Source organism: Nonomuraea sp. NPDC004580 (assembly GCF_040609855.1).
GTDB lineage: Bacteria > Actinomycetota > Actinomycetes > Streptosporangiales > Streptosporangiaceae > Nonomuraea > Nonomuraea salmonea.
The window spans coordinates 1-15757 of record NZ_JBEXLH010000043.1; the positions used below are offsets into that span (position 1 = coordinate 1).

Below are 15757 nucleotides of genomic sequence, written 5' to 3' on the forward strand. Positions count from 1 at the left end.
GCCGCCCACCCATCCGGCGGCCCAGCCGCCGAAGAGCGGCAGGCGGGCGCCGCTGGTCGCGGGCGCCGCCGTGGCGATCGCGCTGCTGGTCCTCGCCGGCGTCTTCGTGGCGATCCAGGCGGACAAGGCGTCGGTGGCGAGCCCGCCCGCCACCCCGCGGGAGGAGGGGAAGAAGACGACGACCCCACGGGCGGAGCGCGGCCGCCCCAGGCAGGAGACGACCTCGGCGGGCCGGACGGACGTCCCGGCCAGGGGCACGAAGCGGACGCTGCCCGGCGGCGCGATCTCCCTGTACGAGAACCCGTCCGACGCCATCGTGCTGACCTCGTACGAGATCTACGACGAGAAAGAGGAGACGTGGACCGACTACGCCAGGGACTCGCTGCGCGGCCCGTTCACGAAGTACGCGGGCAACATGGAGTCGCTGGTCTCCCCCGACGGCCGCTACCTGGCCTCCAGGGGCAAGCGCTACACCCCCGACGACCATGACTTCATCGTCATCGCCGACCGCGAGACCGGCGAGCGCACCACGATCAAGACCGTCAAGAAGCCGCAGACCGGCATCATCAGGAACTGGTCGAAGAACGGCGAGACGATCCTGCTCAGCATCGGGCACAAGCGCGGCGACACCTGGACGTACCCGGGCTTCATGCTGGTGGACGTGGCCACGAAGCGCGTCAAGCGGGTGGACGTCGGCGACCCCGACGTCAGGGGCAGCTCGTGGGGCTTCGACGGCGACGAGACGGGCACGGTCAACGTCTACGGCGACGAGGACGACCTGAGCCTGCGCTTCTTCGACACCCAGGGCAGGGCCGTGCGCTCGCAGGCGAACATCGGCACGCTCGCCGCCGACACCACCCAGGACCTCTTCTCGCCCTCGGGCGACGCGTTCGTCACCAACTGCCCGGACGGCACGTACAACGACCACTGCGTGTGGGACGCCGGGACGGGCGAGCGGCTGCGCACGTTCTACTCCGACTGCGACGAGGTGCTCGGCTTCTACGACGAGGAGCACCTGTTCTGCTGGGAGAACGACAACGGCGCCGGCGACGAGGTGCAGGTGGTGGACTTCAAGGGCAAGCTCGTGCGCAAGCTCATGGAGGTGCCCGACAGCCTCGACCTCGATCCGGTCTTCACCAGGAACCCGGCGCACGGTTCGTGAACCATCCGGCCCGCCCGGCCGTGATGGGGACATGAACACGCTGATCCGTACGGCCGTGACCGCCGCCGCGCTGGCCGCGGTCACGACCGCCTGCACCGCTCCGACGGGCGGGGGCGAGGACCCGGCGCCCAGGAGGACGAGTCTCGGCGCGGTGCGCCTGGTGGCGTACGACGGGTGCGACGACCTGCTGACCGGCCTGCGTGAGCACGCCGCCGAGAACGTCGGCCCGTACGGCTTCGGCCACGCGATGCCGATGGCCATGGAGGACAGCGTACGCAGCGAGGCGAAGGCGCGGACGACGCAGACGCCCGAGCATTCGACCACGAACGTGCACGAGGCCGGCGTGGACGAGCCCGACCTGGTCAAGACCGACGGCGACCGGCTCATCACGGTCGTGAACGGCACCCTGCGCGTCATCGACACGGCGACCAGGAAGATCACCGCCTCGCTCAGGCTGACCGAGGGCGAGGGCGGCCCCGGCGTCCCCGCGGACCTGCTGGTCGCGGGTGACCGGGCGCTCGTGCTGATGCGCGGCGGCGACATCATGTACAAGCGGATCGCCGGCCCCGTGGGTGACACCCGGTACGTGCTGGTGGACCTCGCGGGCGAGCCCAAGGTGCTGAGCACGATCAAGCCGCAGGGCTCGTACGTGGACGCCCGGCTGGTGGGCGACATGGTCCGGCTGGTCACCCGCAGCGAGCCCCAGATCACCTTCCCGGAGCCGCGCCCCGACGCCAAAGAGGCGGACCTGATCGCGGCGAACCGGGCCGCGATCGAGAAGGCGCCGGCCGAGTCGTGGCTGCCGGCCATCGAGATCACCGACGCGGCGGGGAAGGTCACGAAGAGCCGGGTGGCGTGCGAGCGGGTCAGCCACCCCGCCGACTACACCGGCACCTCGATGCTGACCGTGCACACGATCGACCTGGCCGGCGGCGTCACGGCGGCGGGCACCGACCCGATCAGCCTGGCCGCCGACGGCGACATCGTCTACGGCACCGGCCAGAGCCTGTACGTCGCCAGCAACCCCCGCTGGTGGTTCCCCGTGGTGCGCCCGCTCCCTGTCGAGCCCCCGCCCACCCCCACGCCCCGCCCGTCGGGCGCGGCCCCGGCCGACGAGCCGACTCCGAGCGAGCCGGCCGTCGACGTGCCGTATCCGGCGCGCACGCCGCCGCCCGAGGAGACGGAGGTGCACCGCTTCGACATCACCAAGCCGGGCGCCCCCGCGTACGTGGCCTCGGGCAAGGTGCCGGGCCGCCTGCTCAACCAGTACTCGCTGTCGGAGCACGACGGCCACCTCCGCCTGGCCACCACGCTCACCGCGGCCGACGGCACCGGCAGTTCCAGCACCGTCCACGTGCTCAAGGCCACGACCTTGGAGAAGGTGGGCGAGGTCGGCGGCCTCGGCAAGGGCGAGCGCATCTACTCGGTGCGCTTCATCGGCGCGATCGGCTACTGCGTGACGTTCCGCCAGGTGGACCCGCTCTACACGCTCGACCTGCGCGACCCGGCGCAGCCCAAGGTGACGGGCGAGCTGAAGATCACCGGCTACTCGGCGTACCTGCACCCGGGTGCGGACGGCCGGCTGATCGGGATCGGCCAGGAGGCCAGCGAGAAGGGCAGGACGCTGGGCACGCAGGTGTCGCTGTTCGACGTGAGCGACCCGGCGACGCCACGCCGGCTGTCGCGGTTCTTCCAGCGCGACTCGGGCTCGGGCGCCGAGTGGGACCCGCACGCGTTCCTTTACTGGCCGAAGACGGGACTCGCGGTGGTGCCGCTGGTCCAGGCGGAGAAGTCGGGAGCCCTGGTGCTGAAGATCGACGACAAGGAGGTGCGGCGGCTCGGCATGATCGAGCATCCCGTGAAGGAAGGCGATTACCCGTACCAGCCGGGCATCGAGCGCTCGGTGGTCATCGGGGACTCCCTCTGGACGGTGTCGCACGAGGGCGTCCAGGTCAACGACATGGACTCGCTCACCTCACAAGCGTGGATCCCGCTTCGTTAAGCAACCAGAAGGTGCCGGTTCGTAACGAACCGGCACCTTTTTTATGGACTTATCCCGACAAATGATGAAAACTTTGATGACACCGTCCTGTCGGATCAGGCGGTAGACCGTCACAAGCCGCCGCCGGTCCGCGTCACGAGAAAGGGCCCACGCTGCCATGCGACCACGCACCCCCCTGCTCGCATTGCTCGTCAGCGCGCTCGCGTTACTCGCGGTGCCGCTGCCCGTGTCCGCATCCGCCCAGCAAGCAGCCCCAGAAGGCACGTACATCGTCCAGCTCGACCCGTCACTGCGCGGCACGCACAGCGCGGCCGAGACCCAGGTCGCGCAGCTCGGCGGCGAGCTCGTCGGCGTCTACCAGCACGCCTTCAAGGGCTACACCGCCCGCCTGAGCGCCGCCGCCGCCGAGAAGCTCAAGGGCGACCCCAGCGTGCTCAGCGTGGAGCCCGACGCCGTGGTCACCCACTTCGCGCAGACCACGCCCACCGGCGTCAGCCGGATCTTCGGCCCCAGCAACCCCAACCTCGACATCGACGGCACCGACGACGAGCGCGTGGACGTGGACGTCGCCGTGGTGGACACCGGCGTCGACCAGAACCACCCCGACCTGAACGTGGTCGCCAGGGCCAACTGCGTGATCGGCTTCTGCACCAACAACTCCGGCACCGACGACAACGGCCACGGCTCGCACGTCGCCGGCACCGTCGGCGCGATCGACAACGCCATCGGCCCGGTGGGCGTCGCGCCCGGCGCGCGCATCCACGGCGTCAAGGTGCTCAACGCGGCCGGCTCCGGCTCGCTCGCGGGCATCGCGGCCGGCATCGACTGGGTGGTGGCACGGCGCGCCACCATCGAGGTCATCAACCTGAGCCTGGGCTGCAGCGGCTGCTCAAGCAGCGCGATCAGCTCGGCCATCACCAACGCGGTCAACGCCGGCATCGTCGTCGTGGTGGCCGCCGGCAACAGCCACGCCAACACGTCCTCGTTCTTCCCCGCCAACCACCCCGACGTCGTCACCGTCTCCGCGCTGACCGACAACGACGGCCTGGCGGGCGGCGCCGGCGGCAACAGGCTGTCCTGCCGCAGCGAGACCGACCAGGACGACACGTCCGCGTTCTACTCCAACTACGGCGCCACGGTGGAGATCACCGCGCCCGGCACCTGCATCTACTCGACCTACCGCAGCGGCGGCTACAGCACGATCAGCGGCACCTCGATGGCCAGCCCGCACGTCGCGGGCGCGGCGGCCCTGCTCACCTCGGGTGCGGCCAAGCCGACGACGCGGGCCGGCTCGCTGGCCGTGCGCAGCACGCTGATTTCGACCGGCAACTCCAACTGGACCGACGACTCCGGCGACGGCGTCAAGGAACCCCTGCTCGACGTCCATGAAGCGAGCGTCTACAACCCCGCCTGACCTCTGACACGGGCGGTCCGCGGAGATCCGCAGCGCCGCGGGCCGCCCTTCCCATGGCTAGGCGCCCTCCGGCACCACCACGGGGACGATCTCCGGCGCGCCCAGCCTGATCGCGTCGGCCTCCTGGTCGGAGTCCTGCTCCTGGGAGCGCCGCTCGGCCTCCACCCGCTTGGTGTAGTACTCGACCTCCCGCTTGACCTGCTCGCCGTCCCAGTCGAGCGGCCCGGCCATCAGCTCGGCGGCCTCCCGCGCCACCCCCACCCCGCGGTGGAAGGTCTCGATGGAGATGCGGGTACGCCGGGTCAGCACGTCGTTCAGATGCCGGGCGCCCTCGGCGGTGGCGGCGTAGACGATCTCGGCACGCAGGTAGTCGTCGGCCCCCTCCAGCGGCCTGGCCAGCGACGGGTCCTCCTTGATCAGCTCAAGCAGCTCGTCGATGAGGGAGCCGTAGCGGTGCAGCAGGTGCTCGATCCGCGCCACGTGCAGCCCCGACTCCTGGGCGAGGCGGTGGCGGGCGTTCCACAGCGCCTGGTAGCCCTCGGCGCCGACCAGCGGGATGCGGTCGGTGCACGAGCGCGGCACCCGCTGGTCGAGCCCGTGCGCCACCGCGTCCACGGCGTCGCGCGCCATCACCCGGTACGTCGTGTACTTGCCGCCCGCCACCATCACCAGCCCGGGCACGGGATGGGCCACCACGTGCTCCCTGGACAGCTTCGAGGTCTCGTCGGACTCGCCCGACAGCAGCGGCCGCAGCCCCGCGTAGACGCCCTCGACGTCGTCGCGGGTCAGCGGCACCGACAGGATCGCGTTGACGTGGTCGAGCAGGTAGTCGATGTCGGCGCGGGAGGCGGCCGGGTGGCTCTTGTCGAGCGTCCAGTCGGTGTCGGTGGTGCCGATGATCCAGTGGCGGCCCCACGGGATGACGAACAGCACCGACTTCTCCGTACGCAGGATGATGCCGGTCAGTGAGTGGATGCGGTCGCGCGGCACGACCAGGTGGATGCCCTTGGAGGCGCGCACGTGGATCTGGCCACGGCCGCCCACCAGCTCCTGGATGTCGTCGGTCCACACGCCGGTCGCGTTGACCACCTGCCTGGCGCGTACGTCGAACTCGTCGCCGCTCTCCAGGTCGCGCACCCGTACGCCGGTGACCCGCTCGCCCTCCCGCAGGAACCCGACGACCTGGGCCCGCTGCGCGACGTGCGCGCCGTAGGTGGCCGCGGTACGCAGCGTCATCATGACGAAGCGGGCGTCGTCCACCTGGGCGTCCCAGTATTGGACGGCGCCGGTGAAGGCGCTCTTCTTCAGCGCAGGGGCCAGGCGCAGCGCCCGCGACCTGGACAGGTGGCGGTGTCCCGGCACGCCGCGGGTCAGGCCGGTCGCGAAGCCGAGCGTGTCGTAGAGCGTGACGCCGGCGCCCACGTACGGGCGTTCCCAGCCGTAGTGGGTCAGCGGGAACAGGAACGGCACGGGTCTGACCAGGTGGGGCGCGATGCGCTGGAGCAGCAGGGCGCGTTCCTGGAGCGCCTCGCGTACCAGGTCGAAGTTGAGCTGCTCCAGGTAGCGCAGACCGCCGTGGATGAGCTTGGACGAGCGTGAGGAGGTGCCGGAGGCGAAGTCGCGCGCTTCCACGAGGGCCACGTCGAGGCCCCTCGTCACCGCGTCGAGCGCGATGCCGGCACCCACGACGCCGCCGCCGACCACGACCACGTCGAGTTCCTGAGCCGTCATGCGCTCCAGCGCCTCGGCCCGCTCCGCGGGCCCGAGCCGGGCCGCGCACTTTCCCGACGCCATATTTCCCCCTGAAACGGCTTTGTCGCTGTTACTCATACCTACCCGCGCAGCGTCCGACCTGTAACGCCTTCTGCGGGGGCGCGCTCTCAGGCGCGGACGACCTTGACCCCGGCCTCGGTGAGCCGGCCGGCCAGCTCGTCGCTGAGCCTGGCGTCGGTGACGAGCGTGTCGATCTGGTCGATCGGGCAGATGCGGGAGAACGCCCGCCTGCCGACCTTGGAGGAGTCGGCCACCACCACGACCTGGGCGGCCCTGCTGATCAGCAGGTGGTTGACGCTGGCCTCGCCCTCGTGGTGCGCGGAGGCGCCCAGCTCGACGTCGAGCGCGTCCACGCCGAGGAAGGCGACGTCGAGCGTGACCTGTTCGAGCACGCCCGAGGCCAGCGGGCCGATCAGCTCGTACGACTGCGGCCTGGCCACCCCGCCGGTCACCACGATCTTGACGTGCCTGCGCACGGTGAGCTCGGAGGCGATGTTGAGCGCGTTGGTGACGATGGTGAAGCCGCTCTCCAGCGTGCCCATGGTGGCCAGCGTGCGGGCCAGCTCGGAGGTGGTGGTGCCGCCGTTGAGCCCGACCACGGCGCCCGGCGAGACCAGCTCGGCCGCCGCCGCCGCGATGCGGTGCTTCTCGTCGGCGTGCCGCGCGGTCTTGTAGCGCAGCGGCAGGTCGTAGCTGACGCTCTGGGAGACGGCGCCGCCGCGCGTGCGCATGAGCATCTGCTGCTGGGCGAGCTGGTCGAAGTCCCGCCTGATGGTGGCGGTGGAGACGTCGAGAGCCTGCGCCGCCTCTTCCACCGACAACCTGCCTTCCTGCGCGAGCAGCTCCAGGATGGCGTTCCAGCGGTCGTAGCGGGACACAGCGGCCTCCCTAGGGGATGAGGTCAGGAGCAAGCGTGGCACAACCTGGGGCCCCAGAGCTACCGATGTTCATTTATGCTCTGTTCTGGTATAAAAACCGCAGAAACAATCAATCATGTGGAGGTAAGTGGTGACCACCCACACCGAAGCCGAGATCGCGTCCCAGCCGTCGTGCTGGCAGCGCGCCGTCGCGAACGTCCCCGCCGGCGCGCTCCCCGCGCGAGGTGAGCGGGTCGCCGTCGTCGGCTGTGGTACGTCGTGGTTCATCGCGATGGCGTACGCGGTGCTGCGCGAGCGTGCCGGGCACGGCGAGACCGACGCGTTCGCCGCCTCCGAGTTCCCCGAAGGCCGCGGCTACGACCGCGTGCTCGCGCTGACCCGCTCCGGCACCACGACAGAGGTGCTCGACCTGCTCGGCAGGACCGGGACCAGAACCACCGCCATCACGGCCGACCCCGAGACGCCGATCAGGGACGCCGCGCAGGACCTGATCGTGCTCGACTACGCCGACGAGCGGTCCGTCGTGCAGACCCGGTTCGCCACGACCCAGCTCGCCATGCTCCGGGCCAGTCTCGGCGAGGACCTCACCCGGGCGATCGCCGACGCCGAGCGGGCGCTCGCCGAGCCGCTGCCCGACGCGCTGGTCGCCGCCGAGCAGTTCAGCTTCCTCGGCGCCGGCTGGTCGGTCGGGCTCGCCCAGGAGGCGGCGCTGAAGATGCGCGAGGCGTCCAGGTCGTGGACGGAGGCGTACCCGGCGATGGAATACCGCCACGGCCCGATCAGCATCGCCGGGCCGGGACGCGTGACGTGGATGCTCGGCACCGCGCCCGAGGGCCTGCGCGCCCAGGTGGAGGCGACCGGCGGCACGTTCGTGGAGAGCGGGCTCGACCCGATGGCCGAGCTGATCCGCGCCCAGCGGGTCGCGGTGGCGCGAGCCTTCGCCCGCGGGCTCAACCCCGACGAGCCCATGCACCTCACGCGATCTGTGATCCTTTCCTCATGAGCCTTACTCTTGCCGACGCCAGGATCGTGACGCCCGAGGGAGTTCACGAGGGGTGGCTGACCATCGAAGACGGCCGCGTCACGCACGTCGGCCACGGCGCCGCCCCCGGGCCCGGCCTGCGGCTGGGCGGACGTCACGTGGTCCCCGGGTTCGTGGACGTGCACAACCACGGGGGCGCGGGCGGCTCCTTCCCCACCGGCGAGCAGGACAAGGCGCGTGACGCCGTGGCGCTGCACCGGCGCCACGGCACCACCACGATGGTGGGCAGCCTGGTCACCGACACGCTCGACGGCGTGAGCAGGGCGGCCGCGGCGCTGGCGGAGCTGTGCGAGGAGGGCCTGCTGGCCGGCGTGCACTTCGAGGGCCCCTACATCGCCAAGGCCCGCTGCGGCGCGCACGACCCGACCTTGCTGCGCGAGCCGTCGCCGCAGGAGTTCGCCGGGCTGGTCAAGGCCGCGCGCGGGCACGCCCGCATGGTGACGATCGCGGCCGAGCTGCCCGGCGCGCTCGACACGATCAGGATGGCCGCCGCCGAGGGCGTCATCGCCGCCATCGGCCACAGCGACGCCGACTACGAGCAGACCATCGCCGGCATCGAGGCGGGCGCCACCGTGGCCACCCACCTCTACAACGCGATGCCGCCGCTCGGCCACCGCGCGCCCGGCCCGATCGCGGCGCTGCTCGACGACGAGCGGGTGACGGTCGAGCTGATCAACGACGGGGTGCACGTCCACGCGGCCATGCTGCGGCTGGCGTACGAGGTGGCCGGGCCAGGCCGCACGATGCTCATCACCGACGCGATGTCCGCCACCGGCCTCGGCGACGGCGACTACGTGCTCGGCCCCATGCAGGTCCACGTGCGCGACGGCGTGGCCAGGCTGGCCGAGGGCGGCTCGATCGCGGGCTCGACGCTCACCATGGACGTCGCCTTCCGCCGCGCGGTCCAGGAGCTGGGCCTGTCGCTGCCGGACGCCGTCCAGGTGACCTCACTGACCCCCGCCCGCGTGCTCGGCCTGGCCGACCGCATCGGCTCGATCGCCGTCGGCAAGGCCGCCGACCTGGTCGTGCTCTCCGACTCCCTGCAAGTGGACGGCGTGCTGAAGGACGGCGTCTGGATCACGGAGCCTTCATGATCGTCACGGTGACCCTCAACCTCGCCCTCGACACCACCTACCGGGTGCCGGGCGCCGACTGGGACGGCGTCAACCGCGTCGCCGCCGTGCATCGGCGGGCCGGGGGCAAGGGCGTGAACGTCGCCAGGGTGCTGCGCGCACTCGGCCGCGACGTGCTGGTCACCGGCCTGGCCGGGGGCGCCACCGGCCGGGCGATCGCCGACGATCTGCGGGACGCCGGTCTCCCCCACGACCTCTGCCCCGTGGCCGCCGACTCCCGCACCACCCTCGCCGTCACCGACCCGGAGGCAGGCCGTACGGCGCTGTTCAACGAGCCAGGGCCCGAGGTGAGCGCCGCCGAGCTGGCCGGCTTCACCCGCCGCTACGAGTCGCTGCTGGCCGGCGCCGACGCGGTCGTGCTGTCCGGCAGCCTGCCGCGCGGCGTCCCCGCCGACGCCTACGCCACGCTCGCCGCGATCGCCGCCTCCCTGGGCGTGCCCGCCATCGTGGACGCCGACGGCGAGCCGCTGCGCCACGCGCCCAAGGGCCGGCCTTCCATCGTCAAGCCCAACGCCGAAGAGCTGGCCAGAGCCGTTCCGGGCGATCCGGCCGAGGGCGCCCAGGCCCTGCGCGGGCAGGGCGCGCAGGCGGTCGTCGTGTCCATGGGCGCCGACGGGCTGCTCGCCGTCACCGGTGAGGGAACGTTCCGCGCGCGCATGCCGTACACCGTGCGCGGCAACCCCACGGGGGCCGGTGACTCGCTCGTCGCCGGGCTGGCGCTGGGCCTGGTCCAGCGCGAGCCGTGGCCGGAGCGCCTGCGCCGCGCCGCCGCCCTTGGCGCCGCCGCCGTCGCCACACCCGTCGCCGGCGAGATCGACCCCGGCGTGTACGCCGACATCCACCCCCAGATCACCATCAGCTGAAGGAGCCCGCCATGCCCCTCACCCCCATCGGCGACATCGTCCGTCGGTCACCCGCAGGGGTGGGCGCGTTCAACGTGATCCAGCTCGAGCACGCCACCGCCATCGTCGCCGGCGCCGAAGCGCTCGGCCTGCCCGTCGTGCTGCAGATCAGCGAGAACTGCGTGCGCTACCACGGCGCGCTGGAGCCCATCGCGCTGGCCGCGCTCGCCGTCGCCCGGCGCGCCGAGGTGCCGGTCGCCGTGCACCTCGACCACGCCACCGACCGCGCGCTCGTCGAGGAAGCCGTCGGGCTGGGCCTCGGCTCGGTCATGTACGACGCCTCCGCGCTGCCCGACGAGGAGAACGTCGCGAGCACGGCCGAGGTCGCCGCCTGGTGCCACGAGCGCGGCGTGTGGGTGGAGGCCGAGCTGGGCGAGGTCGGGGGCAAGGACGGCGTGCACGCGCCCGGGGCGCGCACCAAGCCGCACGAGGCCGTCGGCTACGTGACGCGGACCGGCGTGGACGCACTGGCCGTGGCCGTCGGCACCTCCCACGCCATGACGACCAAGGACGCGGTGCTCGACCTGGAGCTGATCGCCGAGCTGCGGGCCGCCGTACCGGTGCCGCTGGTGCTGCACGGCTCGTCGGGGGTGCCGGACGACGTGCTGCGCGAGGCCGTACAGCGGGGCATGAAGAAGATCAACATCGCGACCCACCTGAACAAGGCGTTCACCGGGGCCGTGCGCGACTATCTGGCCCACGACGAGCGCGTGGTGGACTCCCGCAAATACCTCGCGGCCGGCCGCGATGCTGTGGCCCGCGAGGTCTCCCACCTGCTCGGCGTGCTCACAGGCGGCTGAGCACCCGCTCCACCTGACGCTCGAACGTGCCCGGCGGGGGCGCCCCTGGACCGCCCTGGCGCCCCTCGACCGCCACTCGCGCTCCCCGCGCCAGGCTCGGTCGCGAGGTCCCGCTTGACGACCCGATCACCCTCGTACGACACGGCGTGGGTGTGCGTCGAATCGGCCATCCGGGGGTCAGGGCTCGACCGACAGGCGGCGCTGCATGTTCCCCACGGCCTTCTTGGCGTGCACCAGCGAGGCCCCGGTCTCCTTGCGGTAGATCGCGATGGCCTTGACCAGCTTGCCGTTGCGCAACGCCTCGTGGAACTCCGGCGGCAGCCGCAGCCCGCCGGAGTCGTCGAGCTGGATGCCCAGGTAACGCTGGAGCGAGGCCACCTGCTGTTCGAGCCGTTCGACCCGGTCTTCGAGCGATTCGTCCATGGACAGGGACTTTAGCGGTGGCCCCGCGCGTGCGTCTTGAGGAGGATCAGCGCTGGATCGGCGCCACGACGACCTCGACCCGCTGGAACTCCTTGATGTCGGAGTAGCCGGTGGAGGCCATGGTGCGCTTGAGCGCGCCCATGAGGTTCATCGACCCGTCGGCCACGCTGGACGGCCCGTGCAGGATCTGCTCCAGCGTGCCCACCATGCCGAACTCGACGCGGCGCCCGCGCGGCAGGTCGGGGTGGTGCGCCTCGGAGCCCCAGTGGAAGCCGTGCCCCGGCGCCTCGGCGGCGCGGGCCAGCGGCGAGCCGACCATGACCGCGTCGGCCCCGCAGGCGATGGCCTTGGCGATGTCGCCGGAGGTGCCCATGCCGCCGTCGGCGATGACGTGCACGTAGCGGCCGCCGGACTCGTCCATGTAGTCACGCCGGGCCGCCGCCACGTCGGAGATCGCGGTCGCCATCGGCACCGCGACGCCGAGCACGTTGCGGGTGGTGTGGGAGGCGCCGCCGCCGAAGCCGACCAGCACGCCGGCCGCGCCGGTGCGCATGAGGTGGAGCGCGGCGGTGTGGGTGGCGCAGCCGCCCACGATGACCGGCACGTCGAGCTCGTAGATGAACTGCTTGAGGTTGAGCGGCTCGGCCCGCCCGGAGACGTGCTCGGCGGAGACGGTGGTGCCGCGGATGACGAAGATGTCGACGCCCGCGTCGATCACGGCCTTGTGGTACTGCACCGTGCGCTGCGGCGACAGGCGGACGGCCGTGGTCACCCCGGACGCGCGGATCTCCTCGATCCTGCGGCCGATCAGCTCCTCCTGGATCGGCGCGGCGTAGATCTCCTGCAGCCGCCTGGTGGCCGCCTCCTGGTCGAGGGCGGCGCACTCCTCCAGCAGCGGCAGCGGGTCCTCGTAGCGGGTCCACAGCCCCTCGAGGTCGAGCGGGGCGAGGCCGCCGAGCCGGCCGATCTCGATGGCGGTGGCCGGCGAGACCACGCTGTCCATGGGAGCGACGACCACGGGCAGCTCGAACCGGTAGGCGTCGATCTGCCAGGCGATCGACACCTCCTCCGGGTCGCGGGTGCGCCGCGAGGGCACCAGGCCGATCTCGTCGAGCGAGTACGCCCTCCGCCCGGTCTTGCCCCGGCCGATCTCCACCTGCTGAGTCATGAACTTACCTTCTGTGATAGTTCGGAGCTTCCACGGTCATCTGGATGTCGTGGGGGTGGCTCTCCTTGAGCCCCGCCGCCGTGATCGGCATGAGCTCGCAGTCGGTGTGCATCTGCTCGATCGTGCGGCAGCCGGCGTACCACATGCCCTGGCGCAGCCCGCCGACGAGCTGGTGGGCGACCGCCGCGACCGGGCCGCGGTAGGGGACCTGGCCCTCGATGCCCTCGGGGATGTACTTGTCCTCGCCGCCGGACTCGGCCTGCGCGTAGCGGTCCTTGCTGTAGGAGGTGCCGCCGCGCTCGCGGTTGCGTACGGCGCCGAGCGACCCCATGCCCCGGTAGGACTTGAACTGCTTGCCGTTGATGAAGATCAGCTCACCGGGCGACTCCTCGCAGCCGGCGAGCAGCGAGCCCAGCATGACCGTGTCGGCGCCCGCGGCGATGGCCTTGACGATGTCGCCGGAGTATTGGAGGCCGCCGTCGCCGATGACCGGCACCCCGGCGGGCGCGCACGCCTTCGACGCCTCGTAAATGGCGGTGACCTGCGGCGCGCCGACCCCGGCCACGACGCGGGTGGTGCAGATGGAGCCGGGGCCCACGCCGACCTTGACGGCGTCGGCGCCCGCCTCGACCAGCATCTGGGCGCCCGCCCTGGTGGCGATGTTGCCGCCGATGACCTCGACGCTGCTGTTGGCCTTGACCTTGGCGATCATGTCGGCCAGGCCCTTGGAGTGGCCGTGCGCGACGTCGACGACGATCACGTCGACGCCGGCGTCGATGAGCGCCTTGGCCCGCTCGTCCGCGTCGCCGCCGACGCCCACCGCGGCGCCGACCAGCAGGCGGCCGTCGGCGTCTTTGGTGGACAGCGGGTATTGCTCGCTCTTGGTGAAGTCTTTGACGGTGATCAGGCCGCGCAGCCGGCCGTCGGCGTCGACGAGCGGCAGCTTCTCGATCTTGTTGTGCCGCAGCAGCGTGAACGCCTCGTCGCGGGAGACCCCGACCGGCGCGGTGACCAGCGGCATCTTCGTCATGACCGCGCGCACGGGGCGCGTCTGGTCGGTCTCGAAGCGCATGTCGCGGTTGGTCACGATGCCGACGAGCTTGCCCGCCACGTCGGTCACCGGCACGCCGGAGATGCGGTAGGTGGCGCACAGCCGTTCGACGTCGGCGAGCGTGTCGTCGGGGCTGCAGGTCACCGGGTTGGTGACCATGCCGGCCTCGGATCGCTTGACGAGATCGACCTGCTGGGCCTGCTCCTCGACCGCCAGGTTACGGTGCAGGATGCCGATGCCGCCCTGGCGCGCCATGGCGACCGCCATGCGGGCCTCGGTCACGGTGTCCATGGCCGCGGAGACCAGCGGGATCGACAGCGTGATGCCCCGTGACAGGCGTGACCGGGTGTCGGCCTCGCCTGGTTGGAGATCTGAATAGCCGGGCACCAGCAGCACGTCATCGAAGGTCAAACCCATCTCGGTGAACTTGGACATGCCGCGGCCCCCTCCTGCCTCGCGCGCTGAATGGACTCAAGTCTAGGGCCTGCCTCCAAACGCATCGATGCAGGGAGGCGGCCCGCGCGATTCGGCGTGGATTCGGCGTGGAGTCGGTGGGGAATCGGCGTGGAGTCGGTGGGGAATCCGGCGGGGAATCCGGCGGGGAACGCACTGATGCCGGGAGGACGAAGGCCCCCACAGCCGTTCGTACTCCCGGCATCGGAAGTGCCCGGGGACGGGACGGTCGGTGATCCGTCCCGTCCCCGGGCCATCGGCATCCGGGCGAGGTGGCGCTCCGCACCACCGAACCCCCCTCCGCGTCCTGATGGCCGGCGCCGCCGCGCCCATCTCTGAATGCCGACGCTAGGTAAAGCGTGCGTTACGGAGCGGCGTATCGCAATGGGCAAACGTGCAACTGCACGAAGCTGCACATCCACCGGAACAACTCGGCGAAAGGGCGGGACAGGCGCCGATCGCGGAGTTATCCTCGCGGCACGCCCGTGTCCCCCCGCCGGAGCCGCCCAGAATGCGCGACGAGCCCCACACCGTGTCCGATCCCTTCGAGACGCTGGGTCTCGACTCGGCACAAACCGCGCTCTACACCGCGGTGCTGCGCCTTCACAGGGCGACCCGTTCCGATCTGGCTCAGGCGATGGACGGCCCGATCGACACAGTAGGCCGCCAGCTCGACGACCTGGTCAAGCTGGGCGTCATCGACGAGCAGTCGGGCCAATACCTGGCCAGGCATCCCGCCGCCGCGCTCGGCCGGGTGATCGCGCAGCGCCTCGACCGGCTCGCCGAGGAGAGCCGCAGAATCGATTCGGCGCTCGGCTCCATCCGCGGCCTGATTCGCGACTACGACGCCGGGCGCGACTATCGCAGCGGCCCATTCACGGTGGAGATGGCGAGCGGCGCCGACATCCTCTACGAAAGCGTCGTCGGCATCGCGGTGCAGTCACCGTCGCCGCCGATGCCTTTACTGACCGCGATTCCCGACGAACGCACGATGACCGATTTTGCGCGTAAATTCGCGGATCCTTGGATTGATGCGCAAAAACGAAACCTGCTGACCGTACGCGCCATCGTCCCGGTCCTCACGCTGACCGACCCCGGTGTACGCGACCAGCTGACCAACGTCATCGAGGCCGGCGGCGAGGTCCGCACGCTCGACCGGGTGCCGAGCTGGTTCATGACCGCCGGCTCCGAGACGGCCGGCCTGCCCGCCTACTGGGGCGGCAACCTGCCCGACCACGCCTACAACTTCTACCTGGTGCGCACTTCCGTCGTCGTCGGCGTGCTGAGCAGCCTGTTCACCGAGCTGTGGGCCCGCGCGCAGCCCCTGCCGTGGGCGCCCAGAGCCGACGGCGTGCGCCAGGTGCTGCGCCTGGCCGCGCAGGGCCTGTGCGACGACTCCATCGCCCGACAGCTCGGCGTGTCCGTACGGACCGTGCGCGCCCGATGGGCCGACGCCATGACCGAGTTGGGCGCCCAGTCCCGCTTCCACGCAGGTGTGGAGGCCGCCAGGCGCGGATGGCTGAGGTAATACTCACCGCGCGGGCCGCATCGGTCAT

At 71.4% G+C, this 15757-nt stretch carries 13 protein-coding genes; 8 read left to right on the forward strand and 5 right to left on the reverse strand.

The annotated features are described in order from the left end of the window. The 3 genes from ABZW11_RS32485 to ABZW11_RS32495 all read left to right on the forward strand — a co-directional run. On the forward strand, positions 1–1162 hold a 1162-nt coding region (locus tag ABZW11_RS32485), incomplete at its 5' end, for a hypothetical protein (protein ID WP_355425458.1). Positions 1163–1193: 31 nt separating this feature from the next. Next, positions 1194–3164: a beta-propeller domain-containing protein gene (locus ABZW11_RS32490; protein ID WP_355425461.1), complete on the forward strand. Its 1971-nt coding sequence runs from the start codon at positions 1194–1196 to the stop codon at positions 3162–3164. Between the two features lie 157 nt (positions 3165–3321). Next, positions 3322–4578 carry a S8 family serine peptidase gene (locus ABZW11_RS32495; RefSeq protein WP_355425463.1) on the forward strand — a complete coding sequence of 419 codons (1257 nt, stop codon included), beginning with the start codon at positions 3322–3324 and terminating at the stop codon, positions 4576–4578. Between the two features lie 57 nt (positions 4579–4635). Here the strand turns inward: ABZW11_RS32495 and ABZW11_RS32500 are convergent, their stop codons facing one another. Beyond that, positions 4636–6372, reverse strand: a complete 1737-nt coding sequence (locus tag ABZW11_RS32500; protein ID WP_355425466.1) for a glycerol-3-phosphate dehydrogenase/oxidase — start codon at positions 6370–6372, stop codon at positions 4636–4638. Between the two features lie 86 nt (positions 6373–6458). Next, positions 6459–7229 carry a DeoR/GlpR family DNA-binding transcription regulator gene (locus tag ABZW11_RS32505; protein WP_355425469.1) on the reverse strand — a complete coding sequence of 257 codons (771 nt, stop codon included), beginning with the start codon at positions 7227–7229 and terminating at the stop codon, positions 6459–6461. Between the two features lie 130 nt (positions 7230–7359). Here ABZW11_RS32505 and ABZW11_RS32510 point away from each other — a divergent pair, with 130 nt between their 5' ends. From ABZW11_RS32510 to ABZW11_RS32525, 4 genes are read left to right on the forward strand one after another with little or no spacing between them, the layout of a single operon-like run. After that, positions 7360–8232 (forward strand): sugar isomerase, encoded by an 873-nt coding sequence (locus ABZW11_RS32510; protein WP_355425472.1) that lies wholly within the window; start codon positions 7360–7362, stop codon positions 8230–8232. Further along, entirely contained in the window at positions 8229–9365 is a 1137-nt protein-coding gene (gene nagA / locus ABZW11_RS32515) for an N-acetylglucosamine-6-phosphate deacetylase (RefSeq protein ID WP_355425474.1), read from the forward strand. Before ABZW11_RS32510 ends, nagA begins: the two co-directional genes overlap by 4 nt. Beyond that, on the forward strand, positions 9362–10267 hold the full coding sequence (locus ABZW11_RS32520; protein ID WP_355425477.1) for a 1-phosphofructokinase family hexose kinase: 906 nt from the start codon (positions 9362–9364) through the stop codon (positions 10265–10267). The genes nagA and ABZW11_RS32520 overlap by 4 nt, the downstream gene beginning before the upstream one ends. An 11-nt stretch (positions 10268–10278) precedes the next feature. Further along, a complete protein-coding gene (locus ABZW11_RS32525) occupies positions 10279–11106 on the forward strand; it encodes a class II fructose-bisphosphate aldolase (protein WP_355425480.1) in 828 nt (275 codons plus the stop codon). A 177-nt stretch (positions 11107–11283) separates the two neighbouring features. On the opposite strand, the gene ABZW11_RS32530 is transcribed toward ABZW11_RS32525, so the two are convergent. From ABZW11_RS32530 to guaB, 3 genes are read right to left on the reverse strand one after another with little or no spacing between them, the layout of a single operon-like run. Continuing rightward, positions 11284–11529 carry a hypothetical protein gene (locus ABZW11_RS32530; RefSeq protein ID WP_355425483.1) on the reverse strand — a complete coding sequence of 82 codons (246 nt, stop codon included), beginning with the start codon at positions 11527–11529 and terminating at the stop codon, positions 11284–11286. Between the two features lie 46 nt (positions 11530–11575). Next, positions 11576–12697 (reverse strand): GuaB3 family IMP dehydrogenase-related protein, encoded by a 1122-nt coding sequence (locus tag ABZW11_RS32535; protein ID WP_355425486.1) that lies wholly within the window; start codon positions 12695–12697, stop codon positions 11576–11578. A gap of 4 nt (positions 12698–12701) precedes the next feature. After that, positions 12702–14183 (reverse strand): IMP dehydrogenase, encoded by a 1482-nt coding sequence (guaB, locus tag ABZW11_RS32540; RefSeq protein WP_355425488.1) that lies wholly within the window; start codon positions 14181–14183, stop codon positions 12702–12704. A gap of 529 nt (positions 14184–14712) precedes the next feature. Between guaB and ABZW11_RS32545 the strand changes: the two genes are divergently transcribed. Continuing rightward, a complete protein-coding gene (locus ABZW11_RS32545) occupies positions 14713–15729 on the forward strand; it encodes a helix-turn-helix domain-containing protein (protein WP_355425490.1) in 1017 nt (338 codons plus the stop codon). The last annotated feature ends 28 nt before the right edge of the window (positions 15730–15757 follow it).